The following is a 25,838-nucleotide window of genomic DNA, read 5'->3' on the forward strand; positions in this document are numbered from 1 at the left end:
GGGCTCAGCCGATGATCCGGACTTCGCCCGTCGCGCCATCGACGCGCAGCATCTGTCCATTCTTGATCGTCGAGGAGGCGTTGCCGGTGCCGGTGACGGCTGGCAGGCCGTATTCGCGGCAGACGATGGCGGCATGGCTCATCATGCCGCCGATATCGGTGACGGTGGCCCTGATCTTGCCGAAGACGGGCGCCCAGGAGGGAGCCGTGACCGGCGCGACAAGGATTTCACCCTCTTGGATCAGATCGAGTTCGTCCGCCGAGCGGATGACGCGGGCGCGTCCTTCCGCAATGCCCGGCGAGGCGGCCATGCCGGTGAGCTTCGACTTGTCGCTGCCGCCATCGAGCCAGCGGGCGATGGATTCCGACGTGATGCCCCAGAGCATGATCGTGAAGGGCTCGGTGATGACCTCCGGCGGATTGTTCAGCGCCGGCTGCGGCGGCTGGGTGGCAAGCGAGGCGAGGATCGCCTTGCGCTTGGCAATGACCTCCGGCCAGTAGACCGGGCCGATGGGTTCGCCGCCGACTGCCCAGGCATTGCCGTAGTCGAAGAGCGCATCGCGCACTTCCTGACGGTTCAGGAAGAACATGTCGTCGGCGTTTTCGAAGAAGCCCTGGGCATGCAGGATGGCGCTGAGCTCCCGCATCTTGCGCCAGAAGACGCTCATCGACCAATGTTCGATGTAGAAATTGTGGTTCTCCACGTAGGGGAAGACAGCGCGGGCAAGGCCCAGCTTGCCTTCGAAGACCGGGCGCAGCTCGTCCGACAGAAGCTCGGCATATTCGGCCGTGATCCGGTCGCGCTCGGCGGCGATCTTCTCGGTCGGGCGGTCGATGGTCTCGCCCTTTTCGAGCTTGCCGATATAGTCGCGGATATAGCCGAGCGGAATGTCGAGATGCTCGATCCAGTATTTGTCGGTCGAGTAGAAGCCGTTGCCCGAGGTGAAGTTGAACCACGGGTCCTGCGCGGCCTTCCAGGCATCCAGCCATTCCTTGCCGCCGGCAACGGTGGCAACGCGGGCCAGCGCCTCGTCAGCCGAACCGGTCTTCAGTGCATCGGCGACGCCGAGCTTGACGGCAAGCTTGGAGAGTTTCTTCAGCTCGTCATCCGGACGGAAGAGATCGACCTCGACGCCCTGAACCATCTTGGCAATGGCCTGATCGGGAATCGTCGGGAACTGTTCCTTCAGGAAGCCGAAGAAGTCGAGATAGGCGGCATAGCCGAGATTCAGGAACTCGAAGTGATATTGCCAGGTCTTGTAGAGAAGCTGGATGGCACGGTCATAGCTCTCCATCATGAAATAGGTGTTGTCCAGGCCGAGGCCTTCCTTCACCCATTCGACCGGAACCACCTCCGGCAGCGTTTCGAAATGGATCGCTTCCATGTCGGCGATATTCGCCCTGACCTTCTTCATCCAGTTGTCGAGCAGCGGGCCCCAGTTCTGGAAATAGTGGCCGGCGCGATCCATGAATTGCGGCACGCGGGCCGCGATGTTTTCGGGCGCAACGGCCAGCGGCGACATGTAGCAATAGCCGTTGTGGATGCGATAATCGACGCCATTGGCCGGCGGGATGAGATAATGGCGCGTGTTGTATTGGCCGAGGCACTTGACGGCGAATTCCACCGTGATCGTGTCGAAGGGCTTGAACGGGCTCGGCCAATGCTGGCTGTCGCAGAACCAGAACTTGCCTTCCTCCTTGGCACGGATCTTGTCATTGAACAGAAGGTAATAGGGATAAAGTTCCTCCCAGCCCTCGGCACCCTTCGGCGCTTTCAATTCATAGGGGCTCGGGAATTTCATATGGCTTGTCACGGGTCTCTCCTCCTTGAACCGCGTTCAATGTCTTTGATTTAATTCTTGGCCGACAGGGGCGACATCAGCGTTCCGAGAACGCCTTCGATCCCCATCGCATAGGTCTTGGCCGGCGCTTGCGCCTTCTTCTGGCTCCAGACGGTTTCCGGGCGGCTTTGCAGCGCCACGAGGTTTTCGCCATCGGGAAGATCGGCGTCGATCGCCCATTCCACGTCCTGCGGGCAGCCCATCTTGCGTTCCAGCGACTTGGCGAGCCTGGCGACCTCGATCACCTCGCCATCTGTGAGTGAAGGCTGCGTGCGCCGCTCCGGCTCGATGACGCGATCGACAGTGCGGCGAAGCGCGCGGTCGGCGACGAGTTCATGATCCTTCTCGGCGATACGCCGCTTGGTCACCTGCATCATCACCTTCTCGACCACGAAGTTGTCGGGCGTGATCTCGCCGGACACGACCGGCTCGCCGAGGCCGAAAGCGGCATCGATGACGATCTTGGTGCGGTCGCCATTGATCGGGTCGAGCGTCATGGCGACACCTGCCGCCTTGGCATTGACCATCTTCTGGACGGCCACGCTCATCAGTACTTCGAGCTGGCCGAGATTGTTCTTGGCGCGATAGGAAATGGCCCGCGCATTGAAGAGGCTCGCCCAGCAGGCACGCACCTGCCTGACGACATCGTCGGCGCTTGTCACCCAGAGATAGGTGTCCTGCTGGCCGGCGAAGCTGGCATCCGGCAGGTCTTCGGCCGTGGCGGATGAGCGCACGGCCACCGGCAGATCGTTCGACGGCGACATGTCGAGATAGGCGCTGCGGATCGCGGCTTCGATATAGGATGGCAAGGGCGTCGAGCAGATCTTCTCGCGGATCGCGGCCGCCTTCAGCGCCTCGTCGGCGACATTGCCGATCTCGATACTGTCTATGATGGCGCCGAGCGCCGATTTCACGCCGGAAATGTCGAGGAATTCCGCATAGGCATCCGTCAGCACCGCAAAGCCGGCCGGAACGGCGACGCCAGCGGCGATCATGCGGGCGAGGCTGGCGCACTTGCCGCCCATCTTGGGGAAATCGGCTTCCGAAGCCTGATCGAAGGCAAGGATGTAGTGATTATGGTTTGCGGCTGTCATTGATCTCTCTCCCGGACAGGCGTTTGCCGCCCATCCCTCTTGTTCATGCTATTTCTAAAGCAACCGGTCGCTCCTCAGCCGACCGGCCACTCCACCTGCAAGGCCGTTGGCACGCGGAAGGAAATGTTGGGCACGAAGTCGAACTTCTGTCCCTGCTTCAGCCGCATCTCCGGCAGCCTGCGCCTCAGTTCCTCCAGCGCGATCCCGAATTCGAGCTTGGCGAGTTGCTGGCCGAGGCAGAAATGGATGCCATAGCCGAAGGAGAGGTGATTTCGGGCATTCGCCCGGCGGATGTCGAACCGGTCCGGCTCGCTGAACACGCTGTCGTCGCGATTGGCCGAGCCCATGATGAGCAGGATGTTGGAATTGGCCGGGATCGGCACGCCGCCAATCTCCGCATCCTGCGTCGCGCGCCGCCGCCAGGCGACAATCGAGGGGCTGAAGCGCAGGCTTTCCTCGACCGCGCCGGGGATGAGCGACGGATCGGCGACCAGTGCTTCCCAGTTTTCCCGATAGGTCAGAAGCTCGCGAACACCATTCGCCATGAGCGTCGTCGTCGTCTCATGGCCGGCGAAGAGCACGGAATAGAGCAGCCCGGCAATCTCTGCGTCAGTGATGTCCGCGCCTTCCTGTTTGAGGCGGACAAGATCGCCCGGCAAGTCATCGGACGGCGTCTCGTAGCGTGCCTTCACCAGCGTCTGGCAGTAATTCCAGTAGTCGACCATGTTGCGGGCATGGGGAAGCTGTTCTTCATCCGTGAGGTTCGCCCAGGTCAGCAGCGCGCGGCTCAGCGCCCAGCTTTTAACGCGCGGCACATCGCTGTCGGGCACGCCGACCAGCTTGAAGAGAACGAGCGCCGGCACATCATAGGCGAACTGCGAGAAGAAATCCGTTTCACCCTTGTCGACGAAAGCGTCGATCGCCGTGTTCACGATCTGGCGGATCTGCGGCTCGATGGCCTTGAAGCGGCGAGGGCCGAAGCAGGTCTGTGCGATCTTGCGAATGCGGGTATGGTCCGGCGGCACACGGGCCGAAAGGCCGGAATAGGCGGTGAACCCACCCTGGCGCATGATCTCCTTGCCTTCCGCGCACATCGGCCGAACCGGCGCCTGCGCATTGTCGGAAGCAAAGACCTGCCAGTTGTCGAAGACGGCCTTGATGTCGGAATAGCGGGTGACGACGTGATAGCCGATGTCGTTTGAGTAGAAGACGGGATGTTCGGCGCGGGCCCATTCGTAGAAGGCGAACGGGTCCTGCATGTCGAACGGGTCGAACTCGCTGGATGCGTTCGAGAACAGGCACTTTACGGCCGCGGACGATGTCGCTGTCATTGTTTCCTCCCATGACAGAGGGGCTTCGAAGCCCCGTGATGAAGATGACGATAGCCAGCCATCTTTGGTTTATCTTTAGGCCGGGGAGGGCGGCATTTTGTGGTGTTTCAGGCCTGCTTTCCCGCCTTCAGCGCATCATAGGTGGCCTTGACCGCCGCACTCTTTGGCCGGTCGTCAAAATGGCTGAGCGAGCCGAGATAAAGCTTGTATTGCCGGTCGATGGCCTCCGGACGCCCCTGCGCGGCAAAGACCCGCATCGCCTCTTCGTGCGCAATCTCGCAGACGGGATCGATGTTGAGCGCCTTCTGGCAATGGGCGAGCGCTGCCGAATAATCCTGCCGTTGGCGGTAGATGCTGGCGGCATTGCGCTGCACCTTGAAGAACATTTCGCGCAGCCAGTAGCGTTTAGACCAGCACCAGTCGCGCTCGTTGTCGTCGGCATATTCGGGCGGGATGTCGGCGAAAAGGTCGCCCGTATAGAGCCGGTCGGCGGCCTGAAGACAGATCATTGCCTCGTCCAGGGCGCCAGCCTTCATGTGGGTAATCGACTGGCGGCAGAGCTGTTCGAAGGTGGAAATATCGAGCCAGCTCTTGTCCGGCGGCACGAGCACATAGCGCGAGGAATCGCGGATGAGATAGGTCGCGCCCTGCTTGTCGCCGTCCTGGCTGAGCGCGGTCCTGAGATAACGCACCGTATGATAGAGCCGGTTGCGTCCCGCTTCGGCCGTTTCGGCCTCTGGCCAGAGAAGGTCGGTCAGTTCGTCGGCGCTGGCGCCTTCGCCGCCTTTCTGGAGAAGATAGGCAAACAGTGTCTTCGTCTTGCGCGTCGCCCCACCCGGCGTGTCCCAGATGATCTGCGAACCGTCATTGCGATAGATGCGCAGCCGCCCGAAACAACGAATCTTCCAGCGGTCGCGTGCTTCGAAGGCACCGATGGCCGGCTCCTCTGCCGTCTTGCGCAACAACCACATCGGGTCGGCGCCCTCGGCGGCGTGAATTTCGCCCTCGCCCAAGGGGGGCGCGAGGTCCGGCGAGAGCGCATTCAACCAGTAATCGACCTGCTGGCGCAGCGTCCCGCGCGTCAGAAGCTTGGCCGGCAGCCAATGCGGGTTCTCATGCAGACCGGTTTCGGTGAGGATTTGCGGATGACCGCGCAAGGCGGTCAGCAATTGCTCGTCGATCATCAGGTTGCGATTGTAGAGCGAGATCAGCGGACAACCTATCGTCTCGGCCAGCCGTTCGGCAATTTCCGTCCAGGTTTCGAAATTGGCCGCCGCCGAATTGGTGGCAAGCGTCCAGCTCATGTCGACGATCAGCACGGAGTGTTCGCGCCGCTCCACCGACTCGACCCATGCCGTGACGCGCTGGAGTATCGTCTTGAAGGAGATGGGCGTTTCGAGAAACCCGGCATCTCGAAACGACATCAGCTTGAGCGTGTCCGCCCGCTTCGTGCCGCGACCGCGCTGAAGCCTGACCTGCGGCCAATGGTCGGAGATCACGAGGACCTCCGGCCTGTCCGCGACATGCTGCAGGGCGCCGGCAAGGCTTTGCGACTGCTGGCCAATGCCCGACACGAACATCGCCAGATTGGTCGTCCTGCCGTCGGGTTCCTCCGCCATTCTAGCTACCGTCCACTACGCAGACCTCTCTTCACACTGCAGCCTATTGAAGTTCGACAGGTCCGGCAAGAAGCGCCGCTCGCGGGCTCAGGGCGTATTCACGATGCTGTCGGATGTCGCCCGAATGGAAGCCCCCGCTTCCGGCCTCTTGAGCTTGTGCCCGACCTCGACGATTGCCTCCAGAGCAGGCACCAGCTCCAGGCCCAGCGATGTCAGCGCATATTCCACTGACGGTGGAGTTGTGGGCTGGATTGTTCTCGTCACGACATTGCGGCCTTCCAGCTCCCGAAGGCGCTGCGACAGGACCTTTGCGGAGATCGGCGGAATGTCGAGCCGCAGTTCGTTGAAGCGCCGCGGGCCGGCGCGCAGGTGCCAGATCACGTTTGGAGCCCATGCGCCGGCAATGATTGCCATGCATTCGGTCAACATACAGGTTTCGGGGGGAGGTGTGCTGCGGTTCTTGCGAATCTTGAGGCTCATGGCTGGTCCCGGTTACTGCGGAGAAACCTGAATATGAAGTAACCAAGAGAAACTTGGTTGGCAAGAGAAACTTCGCTGAGTAGCGTCCGGGTGCAAACAAACAGGAGGCTTGCATGAAACTCTACTTCAAACCGGGCGCGTGCTCGATGTCATCGCGGATCGTGCTGATTGAACTCGGACTGCCGTTCGACGCCATCGCGGTCGACACTGAAAACGGTAAGACCGAAACGGGAGCGGATTATCGCGCAATCAATCCCAAAGGCTACGTGCCGGCGCTGGAGCTGGCCGACGGATCGATCCTCACCGAAAACGCCGCCATCCTTCCGTATCTCGCGGAAACGCATCCGGGGTCGGCGCTCGCCGGTGCGCGCGGGCCTTTGCACCGCGCACGCGAACAGGCGTGGCTCAGCTTTACGTCTTCGGAACTTCACAAGGCGTTCGGCCCCTATTTCAGCGGACGACCTCTCTCCGATGGCGAGAAGGAGCATGCGGACCGGAATCTCGCGCGTCGGATAGGCGATGTCGAACAAGGACTTTCCGATGGCCGCAACTTCATCATGGGAGATACCTTCACCGTGGCGGATGCCTATCTGTTCGTGGTGCTGAACTGGACGGGCTTTATCGGATTCTCGCTCGATCCGTGGCCTCATGTGGGTGCCTATCTCGCGCGGGTTGCAGCCCGGCCGGCAACGCGTGAAGCCCTGCGCCAGGAGGGACTTCTGTCCGAGGCGCCTGCGGCATGACGTCGGCCTTTCACCAGATCGGCCTCGTGCTCCGGGACTATTTCGACGCGCTCTACTTTTGCGACACTGTCCGACTGGAGCGGGTGTTCCATCCACGTGCGCTCTACGCCACGGCGGACGAAACGCCGCCGCTCTTCCGCACCATGGATGAGTATGTGCCTGTGGTCGCTGCCCGGCAGTCCCCTGCGTCGCGTCAGGAGACGCGGCGCGATCATATCGATTGCATCGATCTCGCGGGTGACAACACGGCTTTTGCCCGCGTTCGCTGCTCGATTGGTGAGCGGGATTTCGTCGATTTCCTCACGCTGATCCGTGAGGACGGCCAATGGCGGATCATCGCCAAGGTCTTCCAGATCATCGAACGATAGGCAAAGAAGGAGAGACCATGCCCTACGTGAATATCAAGATTACCCGCGAAGGCGCGACCGCCGAACAGAAGGCCAGACTGATCAAGGGAGTGACCGATCTTCTCGTCGAGGTTCTGGACAAGAACCCCGCAACGACCGTTGTCGTAATCGACGAGGTGGAAATGGAACATTGGGGCATCGGCGGCCTGCCCGTCGAAAAATACCGGGAGGCGCTCCGCAACGCCTCCCGTTGATCTGGGCCCTGGCCCTCCAGTCTGATCCCGGTGGATCACGACATGATCAGCCCGCCATCGACATTGATGGTTTGGCCGGTGATGTAATCGGCGTCGCTGGAGGCCAGGAAGGCGACCAGCGCGCCGACTTCGGCCGGCGTGCCGGCGCGCTGCATCGGAATGCCTTCAACCCATTCCTGCATCAACTCGCCGGGGCGGTATTCGCCAAGCATCTGGCCCCAGACACGGTCGTTATAGTCCCACATTTCGGTGTGGATGATGCCGGGGCAGATGGCGTTGGCGGTGATGCCTTCCTTGGCCAGTTCCTTGGCGAGGCTCTGCGTCAGGCCGACGACACCGAATTTCGAGGCGGCGTAATGCGGCGTATAGATGAAGCCCTGCCGCGCCTGACCGGAAGCCGTGTTGACCAGCTTGCCTTTCGTTCCCGAGGCGCGGAAGCGGCGGATCGCTTCCTGGCAGCAGAGGAAGACACCCTTGGTGTTCACGTCCAGATTGAAATCCCATTCCTTCTCGGTCAGGTCCTCGACCTTGGCAATGGTGATGACCCCGGCGTTCTGAATGGAGACCGCGAGCGGCCCCAGTGCTGCTTCCGCTTCGCCATAGACCTCGCGGATGGCCTTGGCGTCGGTGACGTCGAGCACATAGCCCTTCACGATGGCGCCGGTCTCTTCGGCGAGCGCTGCGGCTGCGTCCGGTGTATCCTTGTCGATGGCGGCGATGGCGACCTTGGCGCCCTCTTCGGCAAAGCGCTTGGCGATGCCGCGGCCGATGCCCTTGTTGCCGCCGGTGACGATGACGGTCTTGCCCACAAAACGATTCATGACAGTTCCTCCTGTTGATCGCAGCGGGCTAAGACGGACCGGAAACGGTCAGTTCAAAAGCCGTGCTGCGGTGAATTTGTCGGTCACCAGAACATCGATCACGCCGAGTTTCAGCGCGGCAGCGATGGCCTGGGTCTTCGATTCGCCGCCGGCCAGCGCCATGACGCGGTCGGTCCGGCGCAGTTCCTCCAGCGTCAGGCCGATGACCCGCTCGTTAAGCGGCGTTTCGACCGGCTTTCCGTCCTCGTCGTAGAAGCGGTACGAAATCTCGCCCACGGCGCCGGCCTCATGCAGCATCGCCATTTCCTGCCGCGAGAATGTGTTGCCGGAGCGTGCCAGCAGTTCCGATGGTTCCACTGCGCCGATACCGATAATGGCAAGGCTCAGCCGGCCGAAAAGGTCCATCGTCTCACGCACAACGGGGTCGGCCAGCATCACGAGTTTCGCTTCCCGCGACGACGTGATGCCCTGAACCAGAAGCAGGCGAGGCTCGCCGCCCGTCAGTTTCGCCAGACGCGCAGTCAGCTGGGTGGCATGCATCTGCACCGAGGCATCACCCATGCCGCCGAGGATCTGCACGACATATTTCGCCTTGGCGCCCTTCATCGGGTGGATATTGTCCACCATTTTCAGGATCGTCTGGCTCCAGCTCGACACGCCGATGATTTCGTCCTGCTGCAGCGTGACTTCAATGAAATGCGCCGCCGCCTCGCCGATGCGTGCCATGATCGCCCCGTCGCGATCTTCGGAACAGTCGACAACGATGACTTCCGTCAACCCGAAGCGGCTGCGCAGCTCATTTTCCAGGTCCGCAAACGTGCCCGGCGGCGGGATGATCGTCGTGCGGACGATGCCTTCCTGTTCGGCGCGCTTCAGCATCCGCGACACGGTTGCCTGCGACATGCGCAGGATCTCGGCGATCTCAGACTGCCGCTTCTCCTCGACGTGGTACATCTGCGCCACGCGGGCAATCAGCCGTAACTCGTTGATGCGCCCCATAAGTCCCTCCGGAGTGAATTTTTATTCACTCTTAGAGGGAAGGGAGGGAGCCGTCGAGCGGTAGATTGCGTCATTCCAGACATTCAACCGGGATTTTACATCCGAGGGGTGGGGCGCCAGCGGCACCCGTGGCCGGGGGAGCGCTGAAATTGCTGCGAGATCGGGCCAGATGCCAAGCGAAAGGCCGGCCAGATAGGCGGCTCCGAGCGCAGAGGCTTCTGGGGTATCGCACTGGATGACCGTGTGGTCGAGCGCGTCAGCCACGCATTGCATCAGGAACGTATTCTTGCTCGGCCCGCCATCGACATAGAGATTGCCGAAAGGGGCTGGCGAGATCGAGGCCATAGCCATGAAGACGTCATGAACCTGAAAGGCCATGGAGTCGGTGACCGCGCGTGCCATCTGGGCTCGGCTGGTGCTGAAATTGATGTTGGAGAACAGCGCGCGGGCATCAGAATGCCAGTGCGGCGCGCCGAGGCCGACAAAGGCCGGGACGAAACCGGGCCCGTCCGGCTCGGCGGTGGCGGCAAGATCTGTCAGCGCTTGCACGTCTGGCAAGCCGAGGATTTCGACCATCCATGGAAGTGCCGCCGCTGAGACGAGAATATTGCCCTCGAAGGCATAGGTCGGTTTGCCGTTCAGCGCCCAGGCGATGGTGGTCGTGATGCCATGGTCCGGCTCAATGTGATGCGGCAGCGTGGTCATCACAGAGGAGCCGGTGCCGAATGTCACCTTGCCGTCGCCCGGATTGAAGGCGCCGTGGCCGAAGAGTGCCGCATGGCTGTCGCCGATAGCGGCTGCAATCGGAATGCCATCGGGCAAGCCCGGCACGGATTTCGTCACGCCGAAGCGGTCGCTGCTGTTACGCACCTCCGGCAGGAAGCTCGCCGGCACACCGAAGAGAGAGCAAAGCTCCTCGCTCCAGCGCTGCGCCTTCAGATCGTAAAGCTGGCTGCGGGCTGCATTGGCCGCGTCGCAGGCATGAACCGCACCGCCGGTGAAACAGTGGATCAGCCAGGAATCGATGGTGCCGAGGCGGACGTCATGGCCGGCCGGAACGCGGTCGAGCAGCCATTTCATCTTCGGACCCGGAAACATGGGATCAATCGGCAGGCCCGTCAACGCCTGTACGCGGGCCACATGACCAGCCGCGTTGAGGCGCGCGCAATCGGGGGCCGTTCGCCGGCACTGCCAGCTGACGACGGGCCCGAGTGGCTTGCCGCTCTTCGCATCCCAGACGGTCACGGATTCGCGCTGATTGGAGATGGCGATGCCCGCAATCTCGACGGCCGGACCCGCCGCAAGGCAGCGCTGGATGGCTTCAAGAACCGATTGCCAGATGCGCAACGGGTCCTGCTCCACCCAGCCGGGCTGCGGATGCTCGATGCCGACGGGCGATGAGCCGCGTGCCAGAACCTCGCCCACCGTGGAAACAAGGACGGCCTTGGAATTGGTGGTTCCCTGGTCAACGGCGAGGATGGCGGTCTGCATGGCGATCTCGAGCTTGGTTGGGAAAAGGCGCTGCAACAAAGCTGCCGCGCCGTCAGCTTAAGGCTCGGCCGCTCAGGCGCGAGTCTTTTTCCGTGCGATGAGCGCGATGGCCGCTTCCGCAACGGCGGCCGGCGCCATGCCGAACTCGTCGAGCAGGAATTCGGCCGAGCCGGTCGGTGCGAAGATGCCGGGCACGCCGAGGATCTTCATCGGAACCGGCGCTTCAGCGACAACAACTTCTGCAATTGCAGAGCCGAGACCGCCATAGACGGAATGCTCTTCCGCCGTCAGGATCGCGCCGGTTTCGGTCGCGGCCTTCACGACGGCCTCGACGTCGATGGGACGGACGGTCGCCATATTGAGCACGCGGGCTTCGATCCCTTGAGAGGCGAGAATGTCGGCGGCTTTCATCATGCGATGGGTCAGCGTGCCGTTGGCGATCAGCGTCACGGCGTCGCCGTCGCGCAGCAGGTTGGCCTTGCCCAGTTCGAATTTATGGCCGGCCGGGAGCAGGTCCGGAACGCCAACGCGCGACAGGCGCAGGAACACAGGCCCCTGATAGGCGGCGGCCCATTCGACGGCAGCTGCCGTTTCAATGGAGTCGCAGGGCGCGATAACGGGCAGGTTCGGCAGGACGCGCGTCCAGGCGAAATCCTCGATCGAGTGATGCGTCGGGCCAAGCTCGCCATAGGCCATGCCGGAGGAAATACCGACCAGCTTCACGTTGGCGTTCGAATAGGCGATGTCCGCTTTCACCTGTTCCAGCGAACGGCCGGTGAGGAAGCAGGATGCGCCGCAGACGAATGGCAACAGGCCGCCATTGGCAAGGCCAGCACCCACGCCAACCATGTTCTGTTCGGCAATGCCGACATTGACCAGACGCTCCGGCCACTTTGCCTTGAAGCCGCCGAGCTTGGAGGAGCCGACCGAGTCGTTGCAGACGGCGACGACCTTGCTGTTTTCCGCGCCGAGACGCTCCAGCACGGCGACGAAAGCGTCGCGGCAGTCGTGCAGTTTCGGTTTCGTGTCGATCGCGTTCATCACAGCGCCTCCGTCAGTTCGGCCATGGCAATTTTGTATTGCTCTTCGTTGGGGACCTTGTGGTGCCAGTCGACCTTGTCCTGCATGAACGAGATGCCTTGACCCTTGTTGGTATGTGCGACGATGCCATGCGGGCGGCCATTGGAGCTGCGGCGCTCCAGCGCCGGCACGACTTCGGCCATGGAATTGCCGTCGATCTCGGTGACGTCCCAGCCGAAGGCTTCCAGCTTCGAGCGGAAGGGGGCGAGGTTGTTCGTGTCGCTCAGCGCCGCACCCTGCTGGAAGCGGTTGTGGTCGATGATGAGCGTCAGGTTGTCGAGCTGGAACTGCGCCGCCGAAGAGATCGCCTCCCAGTTCGAGCCTTCCTGCATCTCGCCGTCGCCGGTCATGACGTAGGTGTGATAGGACGCGCCCGTCAGCTTGGCAGCCTTCGCCATGCCGACGGCAACCGGCAGACCATGGCCGAGCGGCCCAGTATTGGTCTCGACGCCCGGAACCTTGTTGCAGTTCGGGTGACCGTTGAGGCGCGACAGCGGCTTGAGGAAGGTGGAGATTTCCTCTTCCGGCAGGAAGCCTCGCTTGGCGAGCGTCACATAGAGCGCGCAGGCTGTGTGACCCTTCGAGAGCACAAAGCGGTCGCGGTCCGGATGTTTCGGCTCGTCCGGCCAAATCTTCAGAACCTTGAAATAGAGCGCGGTCATGATGTCGATGGCCGACATCTCTCCGCCGATGTGACCGGCCTTCGCCTCATAGACCGCCTGGAGATCGCGGATGCGGATCTGCCTGGCGATACGTTCCAGATCGCTGATTTGCATGAAATCCTCTATATGCATAAATATGCGTTGACTAATAATCTTGCCATTGACGGCCAAATGTCAAGCTGGGTGCCGCGAAATTTTTGCTAGCGGTAACACAAATTCGGTGTTGACAGCCCGGCAATCCGTCCGTTACGAATTTACACACAGTCAAGAATATTTATGCATGCTCGCCAACGTCGGTTGGCCGGGCTGGGAGGATTGGATGAGCATAGCGGCAGATCAGCAGCCGAAGGCGGGCTTCAATGTCTTTTCGGCATTGAGGGGGGCGACAGGTCCCCTGATAGGGCTTGTCCTGCTTTGCGTGTTCCTCGCTTTTGCCACGGACAAATTCATGTCGGTGCGCAATCTTCTGAATATCCTCGACCAGATCAGCGTGCTGGGTATCATGGCCGTCGGCATGACGCTGGTTATCCTGATCGGCGGTATCGATCTGGCTGTTGGTTCGGTTCTGGCGCTTGCCATGATGGTCATGGGCTATGTAGCCAATGTTCACGGCTACCCCATGGGCGTGGGCATCGCCGTCGCACTCATTGTCGCAGCGGTTGCAGGTGCAGTCTCCGGGCTTCTGATCACGGTTTTCCGGGTGCCGGCCTTCATTGCCACGCTTGCGATGATGTCGGCTGCGCGTGGCGTCGCCAACATGATCACCGATGGCCAGCAGATCGTCGGCTTTCCCAGCTGGTTCAGCCTTCTTGCCTATACGCGCTTTGGCGGCTTCCTGACGCTGACGGTCGCGATCATGATCGTCGTCTTCATCTTTGGCTGGATCTATCTGCGTTACACCTCGGGTGGTCGTTCGCTCTACGCAATCGGCGGCAATCCGGAAGTGGCGCGCCTGGCCGGCATCAATGTCAATCTCTTCACCACCGGCGTCTATGTCGTGTCCGGCCTTCTGGCCGGTCTCGCCGGCGTCGTTCTGGCGATGCGTCTGGACTCGGTGCAGCCGACTGCCGGCGTTGGCTATGAACTCGACACGATTGCGGCCGTCGTGATCGGCGGCACGAGCCTCACGGGCGGCAAGGGCGGCATTTTCGGAACACTGGTCGGCGTGCTCATCATCGGGGTGCTCCGCAACGGTCTCAACCTTCTCGGCGTCTCGCCGTTCACCCAGGCCGTCGTGATCGGCGTGGTGATCGCGCTGGCGGTGGCTGCGGAGTCTTTCAAGAAAATCAGGTGATTTGGCCGCGTGCCAAAACAGACGGCAATATTGCCGGGGGAATGCCAGGCTTTGGCCCGGTTTCAACGACGGACAGGCGAAAGGCGCCGGTCCTGACATCATAACGGAGGAGTATAATCATGAAATTCAAGACTGCACTCGTGGTCGCTGCTGCACTCGCCAGCACTGTCTTCAGCCCGCTCAACGCATCCGCCAAGGATGTGAAGAAGATCGGCCTCGCCGTCTCCAACCTGCAGGCCGACTATTTCAACCAGATCAAGATCGGCGTTGAAGCCTATGCCAAGCAAAAGGGCATCCAGGTCATCACCGTTGACGCGAAGAACGACTCGGCCACCCAGATCAGCCAGGTTCAGGATCTGCTGACGCAGGGCATCGACGCCTTCATCTACATCCCGGCCGGCGCTGCCGCTGCCGCCGTTCCGACCCGTCTTGCCAAGCAGGCTGGCATCCCGGTCGTCAACGTCGACCGCAATGCGCCTGAAGCCCCCGGCGACACGTTCATCGCCACCGACAATGCCACGTCGGCCTATGAAGTCTGCAAGCACATCATCGGCCTTGCCGGCGGCAAGGGCAACATGATCATGATCCATGGTCAGAAGGGCACGACGCCGGAAGTCGAGCGCACCAAGGGCTGCAACAAGGCGATCGGCGAAAATGCCGGCGTGAAGCTGGTTGCCGAGCAGTGGAGCGAGCAGTGGTCGCAGGCTGAAGGCCTCAACATCGGCCAGAACCTTCTCCAGGCTCATCCGGACACGACCCTGATCTTCGCACAGGCCGACGGTCTGGCGCTGGGTGCTGCTCAGGCGGTCAAGGTTTCGGGCGCTTCGCAGCGCATCTATGTCGGCGGCTTCGACGGTGACACCACCGCCTTGCCGATCCTGGCACAGAAGGGCTTCGACGCTACGGCCACGCAGCAGGTTCGCGGCATAGGCCGTCTGGCTGTCGACAGCGCGATCAAGCTCGCTGGTGGCGAAAAGCTCCCCGCCGAACAGCTTCTTCCGGGCTTCCTGACGACGCCGGAAAACGCTGCGAAGTTCGTCGCCGAACACCCCTGATATCGTCAAGGACGTGAATGCCATGACTTCCACGGATAAAGCTCCGATCCTGTCGCTCCGCCAGATCCGCAAATCCTACGGACCTCTGGAAGTGCTCCACGGCGTCGATCTCGACGTCCGGGCAGGGGAAGTCGTGGCGTTGCTCGGTGAAAACGGCGCTGGAAAATCGACCCTGTCGAACATCATTTCCGGCGCCATCCAGCCCAGTTCCGGCGAAATGACATGGCTCGGGGCGGCTTACGCCCCGGCCAATCCGCGCGCCGCCATGGATGTCGGCGTCGGCATGATCCACCAGGAGCTCAAGCTCCTGCCGCAGTTGTCCATTGCCGAAAACGTCTTCGTCGGCCGCTACCTGACCTCCGGCGGTCGCATCGACCGCAAGGCGATGGAAGAGCGCGCGCAGGCCGGGCTGCAGCGTCTGGGTCTCGACATTTCTCCCAAGCGCATCGTGGAAGGCCTGTCGACCGCAAACCAGCAGTTGATCGAGATTGCCAAGGCGCTGACGCTCAATGCCAAGCTGCTCATTCTCGATGAGCCGACAGCCGCGCTCGGCGGTGAAGAGACACAATTGCTCTTCCGCCAGATCGAGCGCCTGAAATCGGAAGGCGTCGGCATCATCTATATTTCCCACCGTCTCGAGGAGATCCGCCAGATCGCCGACCGCATCGTGGTCATGCGCGACGGGGCGAAGGTGCAGGAATTCGACAGCGGCGACGTCCCCATACGCTCCATCGTCGAGGCCATGGTCGGCCGTTCGCTGGAGCGCATGTTCCCGGCGGTGCCGGCACCGTCCGATCACGTCATGCTAGAGGTCAAGGGGCTTGCCTCGCCGCGCGGCAGCTTCCGCGACGTCAATTTCTCCGTTCGCAAGGGCGAGGTGTTCGGTATTGCCGGGCTCGTGGGCGCGGGCCGCACGGAACTCGTTCGCGCGCTGACCGGCGCAGACCCGATATCGGCAGGCGAAGTGGTTCTCGAAGGCAAGACCGTGACACCGCGCTCGCCGGCGGACGCCATCCGCAACGGTATGGTGTTGGTGCCGGAAGATCGCAAGCTTCAGGGCGTGGTGCTGGATCATCCCATCGCCGAGAATATCGGCTATGCGAACCTGAAGGAAATCTCGGCGGGCGGCTTCATCTCTTCGCGCAAGCTGCATCAGTTTGCCGACCGCTATATCTCCAAATTCGGCGTCAAGGGCCGGGGCAGCCAGAATGCCGGCGAGCTCTCCGGCGGCAACCAGCAGAAGGTCGTGTTGGCCAAGTGGCTGGCACGCAAGCCGCGGGTCGTCGTTCTGGACGAGCCGACGCGCGGCATCGATGTCGGCGCGCGCTCATCCATCTATGACACCATCATGGATCTTGCGCGCGAAGGCCTTGCGGTGATCGTTGTCAGCTCCGACCTCGAAGAGGTTCTTGGCGTCTCCAACCGCATCATGGTCATGGCGCAGGGCAAACAGGCCGGCATACTGGATCGCTCGGAGGCCAACGACGTCTCCGTGATGGAACTCGCGACACTTTGAAAAACAGGTAAAACATGTCTGACATCAAGCTCAACGCTCCGAAGCTTTTCGATCTCTCCGGCCAGATTGCGCTGGTCACGGGCGCCGGCAGCGGCATCGGCCAGCGTATTGCCATGGGCCTTGCCCAGTGCGGCGCGGACGTCGCGCTGCTCGACCGCCGCACCGATGACGGTCTCTCCGTAACCGCCGACTTCATCGCGAAGGCCGGCCGCCGCAGCATCAGCATCGCCGCCGACGTGACGAGCGGAGCGGCGCTCAATGAGGCTGTTGCGCGCACGGAGAAGGAGCTTGGCGCGCTGTCGCTTGCCGTCAACGCCGCCGGCATCGCCAATGCCAATCCGGCGGAGGAGATGGAAGAGAGCCAGTTCCAGACGATGATGGACATCAACCTCAAGGGTGTCTTCCTGTCCTGCCAGGCGGAAGCCCGCGCCATGCTGAAGCACGGTCGCGGCGCGATCGTCAACATCGCCTCGATGTCCGGTGTGATCGTCAATCGCGGCCTCAACCAGTGCCACTACAATGCGTCGAAGGCCGGCGTCATTCACATGACGAAGTCGATGGCAATGGAATGGGTCACGCGCGGTGTGCGCGTCAACACGATCAGCCCCGGCTACACGGCAACGCCGATGAACACGCGGCCGGAAATGGTTCACCAGACCAAGCTCTTCGAAGAGCAGACGCCGATGCAGCGCATGGCGACTGTCGATGAGATGGTCGGCCCCGCCGTGTTCCTGCTGTCGGACGCCGCGAGCTTCGTGACGGGTGTCGATCTTCTTGTCGATGGCGGCTTCTGCTGCTGGTGATGTGAAAGGCAGAGGCCGTCACACGAAAGCTTGCTTCGGGATCCCTTCGGCAGGCAAGCCAAATAAAAATCAAAAGCCCGTCAGGTCTGGTCTGGACCTGACGGGCTCTCAATTTGTCGAGGCGGGCAGATTACGCGCCGTAGCGGTTCTGGTACCAGGTCTTGAACAGCTTGTACTGGTTTTCGATCTGGCGCTGCTGCGAGGCGCTGAGCTTGTCTGTTTCGTTGAAGTGCAACTCGTATTCCTTGTCGCCGTTCAGCACCATCATGTACTTGTAGTGCAGGACCAGATCGGCGCCTTCGTCATAGGTCGAGAGCACCATCAGCGCCTCTTCCAGTTCGCGGGCTTCAGCGCGGGCCTTGGCGTCGCCGGCCGCAGCCTTTTCGCAGAGATCGACCAGGTGCAGAACTTCCTTCGGCAGTGCATTGCCGACCCCGGTGATCGCGCCGCCGGCGCCGCAATTGACGAAGCCGTGGTAGACGCCGGTGTCGACGCCGACCATGAGCGTGAGGCTGTCATCGCCGGACGTGATGTGCTCGGCTGCGTAGGTCATGTCAGCCTTGCCGCCAAATTCTTTGAAGCCGACGAGGTTCGAATACTTGGCGCGCAGTTCGAAGAACAGGTCCGCGCGTGTGGCAAAGCCATAATAGGGGCTGTTATAGATGACGGCGGGAAGGCCGTTGGCGGCTTCCAGGATTGCCGAGAAATGATGCTTCTGCGCGCTGACCGAGGTGCCGCGCGACAGAACGCGGGGGATGACCATGAGGCCGGCTGCGCCGACGGATGCCGCATGTGCCGCATGCGCCGCGGCCGCTTTCGTGTTGACAGCGCCGGTGCCGACGACCACGGGGATGCCGGCTTCGACCAAACGTCGCACGCCTTCCTGGCGCTCGGCATCCGTCAGCAACGGCCAGTCGCCCATCGAGCCGCAATAGACCACGCCGGACATGCCGAGCTCCATCAGTTCGCGGCCCTTGCGCACCAGCGCGTCAAAGTTCGGCGTGCGGTCGGGATTGCAGGGCGTCATGAGTGCCGGGATGCAGCCCTTGAATACGGATGTGGTCATGTCGGGTTCCTTTGGATTACGCCGGCCGGCTTCCGGTCGGTCCGTCGAGTTTTCTCGTATCTAGCAGGTCGCTGCGATTTTGTCGACAAATAAAATACAACGGCACAAAGATTGAAAGGGCGGTGCCGGAAACGCTGTCCGGAGCTACTTGCGCGATCCCGCAGGCGCTTGCTTTCGGGTTAAATCTTCATATCCGTGCTCTGCCGACCATCGCTGGCGATGTAGGAGCGGATCTGCCGCACGATCTGGTCGGCGTGAGCGGTGGCCAGACGATCCGCCGTTTCGGCGTCGCGATTGATGATCGCCTGGATCATATCCTCGTGCTCGCTGACATATTGGCGCGGCAGAACGTCGTTGAAGGACGAGTAGTAGAGCCGCAGAATGCGCCGACCCTCGTCGAGAAGCCGCGTAAATAGATCCACATAATAGCGGTTCTTGCCTGCCGCGGCGATGGCCACATGGAAGTCGCGATTGGTCGAGATCATGCCCAGCACGTCGCGTTCGGCCACGGTTAGCGCGAAGTCTTTCTGCAGGTCCCGGATTCTGGCAATATCGTCAGTCGTTCTGTTGAGTGCACCCAGTCGCGTCGTCACGCGATACATCAGTGTCAGCGCGTCAAAAAACTCGGAAAGGCCCAGAAAGTCGATATTGGAAACGATCGTTGCGCGGTTGGTCAGCGTGGTGATGAGCCCGTCGGCAGACAGACGCACCAGCGCTTCGCGGATCGGCGTGCGGGAAAGCGAAAAGCGGTCAGACAGCTGCTGCTCATCGATCGGGCTGCCCGGTGCGAGCTTCAGTTCGATGATCTCGTTGCGCAGCGTTTCGTAGACCGTGGAGACGCCATAGCCTCGCCGGTGAGTGACCTTCTCTGCCTCTTCCACGCTCAAGCCTCTCATCCCGTCGGTTGTTTGCATGCTTCTAATGCAAACAAGTAGCGAAATACGAGGCGTGCTGCAAACAGTATATTTTATGTCGACAATATGAAAACAACGGCTCTAAGCGGCATTCTCGATCGTCTGAATCAGAAGACGCTGCGCGGGTGTCGGCAGCCAACCGCTTCGTGTTGTCAATCCGATCGGACGTCGCGTGGCGGTGAGGTCAAAATCAATCCGCCGGAGGAGTCCTCGCGCTATCTCCGCGCGGACCTGCCCGCCGGAAGCAAAACCCAGATAGTCCGTCTCGTTCAGGATTTCGCGCATCAGGATCAGCGACCCAGCCTCCACCAGTTGCCTCGGCACCAGACCCTGTTCGCCGAACAGCCGGTCGAAGTGGTTCCGGATCGGCGTTGCCGGGGGGCTGACAACCCAGGGATATTGCGCCAGCTGCGCCAGATCGGCTTGGCCCTTGCCGAAGATCGGGTGGCCGGGACGTCCGATCATCACGGCCGTATCCTGGAATAGCTCTCTCTGTTCGACGTCATCAATGGGCACGGGATACCGCAGCGCCCCGATGAGGAAATCGATTTCGCCACGCCGAAGGCCGGACAGAAGCTCCGCATAGGGGCCTTCCGTGATCAGGATTGTCTGACCTTGTCGTTCCTGTTGGAATTTTACGATTGCCGTGGGCAGGATGTGCGAGCGCGAGAGCGGCATCGCGCCGATCACGATCTTTCCGGCGGACTCGGAGCGCAGTTCCGCGAGTTCCGCTTCAGCTTGCGACAGTTCGGCCAGAGCCAGACGCGCGGCCTGTGCAAGGCTGTGGCCAAGCCGCGTCGCGACTGTTCCAAGGGCTGTTCGTTCGAATAGCTTGCGCTGGGCGTCCTGTTCCAGCTGCGTAATGGCGCGATGAACGGTGGGTTGCGCCAGTCCCAGCCTTTTGGCTGCCAGGGTGAAATTCTCCGCATCGCTGACGGCGATCAGCGCTTCAGTCTGTGCTGCAGTGATCGTCAACTGCAGCCGTGGCGCAATCTCGGCGACAACGCGATCCAGCAAGGCAAAGGCTCGCTGTACACGCAGGCGGAAGGTTTCTCCTGCCGGCGTGGGGAACAGGCCGTGGGGAGACCGATCAAAGAGCGCCACGCCGAGGGCGGCCTCCAGCTTGGAAATGGCTTGCGTGACTGCGGGCTGCGATAAATGGGCGGATGCAGCCGCACGCGTGACAGACCCTGCCTCAGCGACCGCCAGGAATACGCGCAAATGCCTGAGATTATGACGCATCTCGATCCTGTGCCGGCGGGCTCAGCGCGTCGAGAATGCGGTCGACCCTTGAGGCCAAAGATGCTTCACCCCCTTCGAGCTTCAACGCGGCAATCTCGGCCTGCCAGTCAACGATGGCGCTCGACATGCGATCCGGCAGGCCAAGTTCACGCAGCGTTGCGGCCACTTCGCGCATTTCTGCGGCGCGGCGCTCGCCGTGCACCATCATGCGTTCAAGATTGTAGGCGCTGCGCGTCTCCCAATCGATGCCCGGATCGGAAGCTTGCAGCGAGGCGATGACCGCAGCCTCAACGCCGGCCCTGCGCGCGGCAAGCATCGCTTCCGCCGTCAGCGCCTCCAGCCCCTTGATCATCACCGAGCGTAGCATCTTGATCGCCGATGCCTCGCCGACGCGCATCCCCGCCAAGCGCGGCAGCATTCCAAGGCTGGTGAGGAGAGGGAGCGCGGATTGCGCCTCTGGCCCGCTCAACAGGATCGCCGTCTCATGCCGTTTGGCATGAACCGGGGCCATGACGGCAACATCGACATAGCGTCCGCCGGCTTTTTCAATCACCTGCGCCGACCTCGTCTTGGTGGCGGGCGAGCAGGAATTACAATCAAAGAAGAAGGCGCCCGGTTTGATATGCGTCGCACTCTCGCTCGCAGCCTCGTGTGCGCGGTCGGCGGTGACAAGGCTGAAGATAGCATCGGCGTGCTCGACGGCATCGCTGTTGGAGGCGGTCAGCGTTACCTCTGCCGCACCGGCCGCAATCTCGAAGGAAGCGCGGGTGGTCATATCCGCAGCCTTCAGATCGTAGGCCGATATCTCGGTGCCTTCCGGCCTTACCCACCCGGAAGCGAAAGCGCGGCCGGCCTCACCAAAGCCGATGACGGCGAGCTTGAAGCTGTTGGTCTGCATGTCTCCTCCGCCACTCATTCCCGAGAGGAAAACATGCGCCGCTTCACGTTGCAAATCCAGAGCCTATAGCAAAAACTTATGGATGCTGACGCCCTTTGGAATTGGCAAATGCCGCTTTCGGGCAGACATTGCCTTCAGGATATCGTCCTGGGAGGACATGATGGCAGAGAAGAAATCCGCGCTGGTCATTAGCGCGCATGCAGCCGATTTCGTCTGGCGCTGTGGCGGCGCGATCGCGCTTCATGCGGCGCAGGGCTACGAGGTGACGGTGGTCTGCCTCTCCTTTGGGGAGCGCGGCGAATCCGCCAAGCTCTGGAAGCAGAAGGACATGACGCTTGAAGGCGTCAAGGCGGCGCGGCGCGCCGAGGCAGAGAAGGCGGCAGTCGCGCTCGGTGTGCATGACCTGATCTCGTTCGATCTGGGCGACTATCCGTTGCGCCCCACCGACGACGACAAATTCCGCCTTGTCGATGTCATCCGGGCCGTACAGCCGGCTTTCATGATGAGCCATTCGCAATACGATCCATACAATACCGACCATATGTACGCCACGCAGGTGGCACTGGAGGCGCGGATGATCGCGCAGGCCTGGGGTCACAAGCCGGGCGAAAAGGTGCTGGGCGCGCCGCAGCTCTATCTGTTCGAGCCACATCAGACGGAGCAGATGGGCTGGAAGCCCGATGTCTTCCTCGACATCACGCCCGTCTGGGACAGGAAGCGCGCGGCGATCGAATGCATGGAAGGGCAGGAGCACCTCTGGGATTTCTACACCCGGGTCGCGCAGAACCGCGCCAACCATTTCCAGCGCAATTCCGGCGGCCAGTCGGGTGGGCGCGCCGCGCAATATGCCGAAGGCTTTCAATCCGTTTTCCCACGCACGGTGGACACGCTATGACCGAACCCTGTTTCGATATCGCCCATCTCGCCCATGTCGAGATGTATACGGACAAGTTCGAGGAAAGCCTCGCCTTCTTCGTCAATGTCTATGGACTAACCGTGTCTAGTCAGAATGAGACATCGGCTTATCTCCGCGCCTATGACGACTATGAGTTCCATACGCTGAAGCTCACCCGCCATCACACGACCGGCGTCGGCCATATCGCCTATCGCGCCTCTTCGCCGGAAGCGCTGGAGCGGCGGGTGAAGGCGATTGAGGCGAGCGGCTACAAGGTGCTCGGCTGGGTCGAAGGCGACAGGGGGCACGGCCGCGCCTTCCGCTTCGAAGACCCTTTCGGCCATGTCTTCGAGATCTATTGGGACACGGTGCGCTACGAAGCGCCCGAGGGCGAGCGGCCGGCGCTGAAGAACATCGCGCAGCGCTATCACGGGCGCGGCGCCAATCCGCGCCGGCTGGACCATCTGAACCTGCTGGCCGAGGACGTCAGCAAGTTCCGCGACTTCATGATTACCTGTCTGGGCTCGCGGGTGACGGAATATATCCAGCTCGACAATGGCCGGATCGGCGGCTGCTGGTTCACGATCAACAACAAGACCTATGATCTCGCCTGCACGGAGGAACATGGCGGGGCGTCGGGCCGGCTGCACCATGTGACCTATGCGACCGACACGCGCGAGGACATCCTGCGCGCCGCTGACATCTTCCTGGAAAACGGCGTCCATATCGAAACCGGCCCGCACAAGCATGCGATCCAGGGCACATTCTTCCTCTATGTCTGGGAGCCGGCGGGCAATCGTGTGGAACTTGCCAATTCCGGCGCGCGCCTCATTCTCGCGCCCGACTGGAAGCCCGTCTGCTGGACCGAGACCGAGCGCAAGAAGGGCCAAGCCTGGGGCCTGAAGACCATCGAGACCTTCCACACCCACGGCACGCCGCCGGTGGTGAAGAAGGATCATTGACCATGGGCGTGGTGGTGCAGAACATTCCCCGCGCGGATCCGGCGGTAATCGAAGGTCTCGCCCGTGCCGGTGTCGCAACCGTGCATGAGGCGCAGGGGCGCAAGGGCATGCTGGCGAGCTATATGCGGCCGATCTATCCCGGAGCCTCGGTTGCGGGGTCCGCCGTCACCATCTCCGCGCCGCCCGGCGACAATTGGATGCTGCATGTGGCGATCGAACAGGTGCGCGAGGGCGATATTCTCGTCCTTGCTCCGACGTTGCCCTGTGACAACGGCTATTTCGGCGATCTGCTTGCTACATCCGCCAAGGCGCGCGGCTGCCGCGGGTTGATCATCGATGCGGGCGTGCGCGATATCCGTGACCTGACGGCCATGGGCTTCCCGGTCTGGGCCAAGGCCATATCTGCGCAGGGCACGGTCAAGGAAACGCTGGGCTCGGTCAATGTGCCCATTGTCTGCGCCGGCGCACTGGTTGAGGCCGGTGACGTGATCGTCGCCGATGACGACGGCGTCTGCGTCGTGCATTACCCCGAAGCCGAACTGGTGCTGAACGCGGCCGAAAGGCGGCTCGCAAACGAGGAGATGAAGCGCAAGCGGCTGGCCTCGGGCGAACTGGGCCTCGACATGTACGACATGCGCGGCGCGCTCGCCGCCAAGGGGCTGAAATATGTCTGAGGACGGTATCCCCTGCCTCTGGATGCGCGGCGGCACATCGAAGGGGGCCTATTTTCTCGCCGACGACCTGCCTTCCGACCCCGCAGAACGCGACCGGCTGCTGCTCTCCATCATGGGCTCGCCCGATCCGCGCCAGATCGACGGCATCGGCGGGGCAGATCCGCTGACATCGAAGGTTGCGGTCCTGTCGAAATCCGGCCGCGCGGATGCCGATGTGGACTACCTCTTCCTGCAAGTCTTCGTCGACAGGGCGCTGGTGAGCGATGCGCAGGGCTGCGGCAATATTCTGGCGGGCGTCGGCCCGGCGGCTATCGAGCGGGGGCTGGTAAAAGCGCGGGACGAGGAGACCGAAGTCCGCATCCATATGGTCAACACGGGCGAGGTGGCGGTGGCGCGCGTGGCAACGCCGGGCGGCCGCGTGACCTATCGGGGCAAGACGGAGATTGCCGGCGTTCCGGGCAGACATGCCGCCGTGCCGCTGCTCTTTGCCAATATTGCAGGCTCGATGTGCGGCGCGTTGCTGCCAACTGGCCATCTAGTGGACATAATTGACAGTATTGAGACAACGTTGATCGACAACGGGATGCCCTGTGTTATCTTGCGCGCTTCCGATTTTGGAATTTCAGGTGAGGAGAGCTGGGAGGAACTTGAAGCAATCGCGGACCTGAAGGCACGGATCGAGGCCATCCGCCTGCAAGCGGGGCCACTGATGAATCTCGGTGACGTCACAGAGTCCTCGGTGCCCAAGATAGTGCTGGTCTCGCGGCCCCGTGCCGGCGGGGTACTCTCGACGCGCAGCTTCATCCCCCACCGTGTCCACGCCTCTATCGGCGTCTTCGCCGCAATCACCGTTGCGACGGCTACGCGGCTGAAGTCGGGACCAGCGGCAGCGCTTGCCGCGCTGCCTGTGGGCAACGTCTATCACATTGAGCATCCCACGGGATCGATGGAAGTCTTCCTCGATCTCGACGGGGAGGGGAATGTGACAGGTGCCGGCTCGATCCGCACCGCCCGCAAGCTCTTCGACGGGCGGGTGTTTCCGGCGATTTGATGCGCCGCGCCATCATGCGACTTTTCTTGAAGACCCCATCACCATGTCCACGTGGATGTTCTCAAACGGGCAGTTCAGCGCACCGCGCTCATCCTTCTCGATCAGCCCGAGTTCGACCAGTGCGGCGGCATCTTCGTGGACACGTTTAACGTCCCTGCCTAGTCTGCGCGCCAGCTCGCGCACACCGACCTTGCCGCTCCCAAGGAGTGCGTCGAGCAGTTGCCAACGGCGCTCGGTGAGACGCGAAAAGAATGCGCCCGGCGTTTCGAAATTCAGCGTTTCGCCTTGATATTCATCGGAATTGAGACCAGCTTCGGCGCGATGTCCTGCAGTACGCAGGGCAGATTTCCAGTCCGGATTCGTGGTGATGGTCAATGCTCTCATGACTGCCTCCGCTTTTCGACTTCGGATAGAAAATCCTCGATCAATTGTTCCACTGTGTTGAACCGATAGGGGAATTCCTCGCCATCCAGATGCATGTGGTCGCCCTTTCCGCGCTCGTTGTCGAAGCCCACGATGCGCACTCCGTCCTGGATGTAAGCCAGACGGAATTTGAAAGCGTGCGCGTAGGGTGGAACAGACTTTGGCGCTTTCCAGACGACGAACTGGATGATGCTCCCGTCGGCCGGAACGCTCTTATGCTCCGTGATCTTCTCGGCCTTCATGTTGTCTAAGATGCCAACACTTCAGACCGTTGTCAAGTTAGC

Annotated in this window: 27 protein-coding genes; 11 read left to right on the top strand and 16 right to left on the bottom strand. The window is 61.8% G+C overall.

What is annotated here, in order from left to right; genetic code table 11:
* Window positions 1-4: 4 nt before the first annotated feature.
* The 5 genes from ABID16_RS19705 to ABID16_RS19725 all read right to left on the bottom strand — a co-directional run bounded on the left by ABID16_RS19705 (window position 5) and on the right by ABID16_RS19725 (window position 6,364).
* Window positions 5-1,813 carry a PEP-utilizing enzyme gene (locus tag ABID16_RS19705; RefSeq protein WP_354558070.1) on the bottom strand — a complete coding sequence of 603 codons (1,809 nt, stop codon included), beginning with the start codon at window positions 1,811-1,813 and terminating at the stop codon, window positions 5-7.
* A 38-nt stretch (window positions 1,814-1,851) separates the two neighbouring features.
* Complete coding sequence (locus ABID16_RS19710; protein WP_354558071.1) at window positions 1,852-2,934, bottom strand: PEP/pyruvate-binding domain-containing protein; 1,083 nt, start codon at window positions 2,932-2,934, stop codon at window positions 1,852-1,854.
* 74 nt (window positions 2,935-3,008) lie between these two features.
* Entirely contained in the window at window positions 3,009-4,265 is a 1,257-nt protein-coding gene (locus tag ABID16_RS19715; protein WP_354558072.1) for a cytochrome P450, read from the bottom strand.
* Between the two features lie 107 nt (window positions 4,266-4,372).
* On the bottom strand, window positions 4,373-5,884 hold the full coding sequence (locus ABID16_RS19720) for an AfsR/SARP family transcriptional regulator (protein WP_354558073.1): 1,512 nt from the start codon (window positions 5,882-5,884) through the stop codon (window positions 4,373-4,375).
* Window positions 5,885-5,971: 87 nt separating this feature from the next.
* A complete protein-coding gene (locus ABID16_RS19725) occupies window positions 5,972-6,364 on the bottom strand; it encodes a winged helix-turn-helix transcriptional regulator (RefSeq protein ID WP_354558074.1) in 393 nt (130 codons plus the stop codon).
* A 113-nt stretch (window positions 6,365-6,477) separates the two neighbouring features.
* On the opposite strand from ABID16_RS19725, the gene ABID16_RS19730 reads away from it, so the two are divergent.
* Genes ABID16_RS19730 through ABID16_RS19740 form a run of 3 tightly spaced genes read left to right on the top strand, consistent with a single transcriptional unit; the run spans window position 6,478 to window position 7,708 of the window.
* Complete coding sequence (locus ABID16_RS19730) at window positions 6,478-7,107, top strand: glutathione S-transferase N-terminal domain-containing protein (protein WP_354558075.1); 630 nt, start codon at window positions 6,478-6,480, stop codon at window positions 7,105-7,107.
* On the top strand, window positions 7,104-7,475 hold the full coding sequence (locus ABID16_RS19735) for a nuclear transport factor 2 family protein (protein WP_354558076.1): 372 nt from the start codon (window positions 7,104-7,106) through the stop codon (window positions 7,473-7,475). Before ABID16_RS19730 ends, ABID16_RS19735 begins: the two co-directional genes overlap by 4 nt.
* A gap of 17 nt (window positions 7,476-7,492) precedes the next feature.
* Window positions 7,493-7,708: a tautomerase family protein gene (locus ABID16_RS19740; protein WP_354558077.1), complete on the top strand. Its 216-nt coding sequence runs from the start codon at window positions 7,493-7,495 to the stop codon at window positions 7,706-7,708.
* 35 nt (window positions 7,709-7,743) lie between these two features.
* Here the strand turns inward: ABID16_RS19740 and ABID16_RS19745 are convergent, their stop codons facing one another.
* The 5 genes from ABID16_RS19745 to ABID16_RS19765 all read right to left on the bottom strand — a co-directional run bounded on the left by ABID16_RS19745 (window position 7,744) and on the right by ABID16_RS19765 (window position 12,875).
* Window positions 7,744-8,529: an SDR family oxidoreductase gene (locus ABID16_RS19745; RefSeq protein ID WP_354558078.1), complete on the bottom strand. Its 786-nt coding sequence runs from the start codon at window positions 8,527-8,529 to the stop codon at window positions 7,744-7,746.
* Window positions 8,530-8,577: 48 nt separating this feature from the next.
* Window positions 8,578-9,528 carry a sugar-binding transcriptional regulator gene (locus ABID16_RS19750; RefSeq protein WP_354558079.1) on the bottom strand — a complete coding sequence of 317 codons (951 nt, stop codon included), beginning with the start codon at window positions 9,526-9,528 and terminating at the stop codon, window positions 8,578-8,580.
* 21 nt (window positions 9,529-9,549) lie between these two features.
* Complete coding sequence (locus ABID16_RS19755; RefSeq protein ID WP_354558080.1) at window positions 9,550-11,019, bottom strand: FGGY family carbohydrate kinase; 1,470 nt, start codon at window positions 11,017-11,019, stop codon at window positions 9,550-9,552.
* Window positions 11,020-11,091: 72 nt separating this feature from the next.
* Window positions 11,092-12,060, bottom strand: a complete 969-nt coding sequence (locus tag ABID16_RS19760; protein ID WP_354558081.1) for a transketolase family protein — start codon at window positions 12,058-12,060, stop codon at window positions 11,092-11,094.
* Window positions 12,060-12,875, bottom strand: a complete 816-nt coding sequence (locus ABID16_RS19765; protein WP_354558082.1) for a transketolase — start codon at window positions 12,873-12,875, stop codon at window positions 12,060-12,062. Before ABID16_RS19765 ends, ABID16_RS19760 begins: the two co-directional genes overlap by 1 nt.
* Window positions 12,876-13,080: 205 nt before the next feature.
* On the opposite strand from ABID16_RS19765, the gene ABID16_RS19770 reads away from it, so the two are divergent.
* The 4 genes from ABID16_RS19770 to ABID16_RS19785 all read left to right on the top strand — a co-directional run bounded on the left by ABID16_RS19770 (window position 13,081) and on the right by ABID16_RS19785 (window position 17,429).
* Window positions 13,081-14,055: an ABC transporter permease gene (locus tag ABID16_RS19770; RefSeq protein WP_354558083.1), complete on the top strand. Its 975-nt coding sequence runs from the start codon at window positions 13,081-13,083 to the stop codon at window positions 14,053-14,055.
* Between the two features lie 119 nt (window positions 14,056-14,174).
* Window positions 14,175-15,110, top strand: a complete 936-nt coding sequence (locus tag ABID16_RS19775) for a substrate-binding domain-containing protein (RefSeq protein ID WP_354558084.1) — start codon at window positions 14,175-14,177, stop codon at window positions 15,108-15,110.
* A 22-nt stretch (window positions 15,111-15,132) separates the two neighbouring features.
* The gene (locus ABID16_RS19780; RefSeq protein WP_354558085.1) at window positions 15,133-16,626 is read left to right on the top strand and encodes a sugar ABC transporter ATP-binding protein; all 1,494 of its coding nucleotides are present in this window, start codon (window positions 15,133-15,135) and stop codon (window positions 16,624-16,626) included.
* A 14-nt stretch (window positions 16,627-16,640) separates the two neighbouring features.
* Window positions 16,641-17,429, top strand: a complete 789-nt coding sequence (locus tag ABID16_RS19785) for an SDR family oxidoreductase (protein WP_354558086.1) — start codon at window positions 16,641-16,643, stop codon at window positions 17,427-17,429.
* 130 nt (window positions 17,430-17,559) lie between these two features.
* Here the strand turns inward: ABID16_RS19785 and ABID16_RS19790 are convergent, their stop codons facing one another.
* From ABID16_RS19790 to ABID16_RS19805, 4 genes are all read right to left on the bottom strand, one after another.
* On the bottom strand, window positions 17,560-18,495 hold the full coding sequence (locus ABID16_RS19790) for a dihydrodipicolinate synthase family protein (RefSeq protein WP_354558087.1): 936 nt from the start codon (window positions 18,493-18,495) through the stop codon (window positions 17,560-17,562).
* Window positions 18,496-18,674: 179 nt separating this feature from the next.
* Window positions 18,675-19,391: a GntR family transcriptional regulator gene (locus ABID16_RS19795; RefSeq protein ID WP_435532453.1), complete on the bottom strand. Its 717-nt coding sequence runs from the start codon at window positions 19,389-19,391 to the stop codon at window positions 18,675-18,677.
* Between the two features lie 99 nt (window positions 19,392-19,490).
* Window positions 19,491-20,651 carry a LysR family transcriptional regulator gene (locus ABID16_RS19800; RefSeq protein ID WP_354558089.1) on the bottom strand — a complete coding sequence of 387 codons (1,161 nt, stop codon included), beginning with the start codon at window positions 20,649-20,651 and terminating at the stop codon, window positions 19,491-19,493.
* Complete coding sequence (locus ABID16_RS19805; RefSeq protein ID WP_354558090.1) at window positions 20,641-21,549, bottom strand: NAD(P)-dependent oxidoreductase; 909 nt, start codon at window positions 21,547-21,549, stop codon at window positions 20,641-20,643. Before ABID16_RS19805 ends, ABID16_RS19800 begins: the two co-directional genes overlap by 11 nt.
* Window positions 21,550-21,709: 160 nt before the next feature.
* Here ABID16_RS19805 and ABID16_RS19810 point away from each other — a divergent pair, with 160 nt between their 5' ends.
* From ABID16_RS19810 to ABID16_RS19825, 4 genes are read left to right on the top strand one after another with little or no spacing between them, the layout of a single operon-like run.
* Window positions 21,710-22,444, top strand: a complete 735-nt coding sequence (locus ABID16_RS19810) for a PIG-L deacetylase family protein (RefSeq protein ID WP_354558091.1) — start codon at window positions 21,710-21,712, stop codon at window positions 22,442-22,444.
* Window positions 22,441-23,406, top strand: coding sequence for a VOC family protein (locus tag ABID16_RS19815; RefSeq protein ID WP_354558092.1), 966 nt, complete (start codon window positions 22,441-22,443; stop codon window positions 23,404-23,406). The genes ABID16_RS19810 and ABID16_RS19815 overlap by 4 nt, the downstream gene beginning before the upstream one ends.
* 2 nt (window positions 23,407-23,408) lie before the next feature.
* On the top strand, window positions 23,409-24,080 hold the full coding sequence (locus tag ABID16_RS19820; RefSeq protein WP_354558161.1) for a 4-carboxy-4-hydroxy-2-oxoadipate aldolase/oxaloacetate decarboxylase: 672 nt from the start codon (window positions 23,409-23,411) through the stop codon (window positions 24,078-24,080).
* Entirely contained in the window at window positions 24,073-25,131 is a 1,059-nt protein-coding gene (locus ABID16_RS19825) for a 4-oxalomesaconate tautomerase (protein ID WP_354558093.1), read from the top strand. Before ABID16_RS19820 ends, ABID16_RS19825 begins: the two co-directional genes overlap by 8 nt.
* Before the next feature lie 12 nt (window positions 25,132-25,143).
* Here the strand turns inward: ABID16_RS19825 and ABID16_RS19830 are convergent, their stop codons facing one another.
* Window positions 25,144-25,515: an HVO_A0114 family putative DNA-binding protein gene (locus ABID16_RS19830; RefSeq protein ID WP_354558094.1), complete on the bottom strand. Its 372-nt coding sequence runs from the start codon at window positions 25,513-25,515 to the stop codon at window positions 25,144-25,146.
* Entirely contained in the window at window positions 25,512-25,796 is a 285-nt protein-coding gene (locus ABID16_RS19835; RefSeq protein WP_354558095.1) for a toxin-antitoxin system TumE family protein, read from the bottom strand. Before ABID16_RS19835 ends, ABID16_RS19830 begins: the two co-directional genes overlap by 4 nt.
* Window positions 25,797-25,838: the final 42 nt, after the last annotated feature.

The sequence above is a fragment of the Limnomicrobium aquaticum genome (genome assembly GCF_040545545.1).
Lineage (GTDB): Bacteria > Pseudomonadota > Alphaproteobacteria > Rhizobiales > Rhizobiaceae > Ensifer_A > Ensifer_A aquaticum.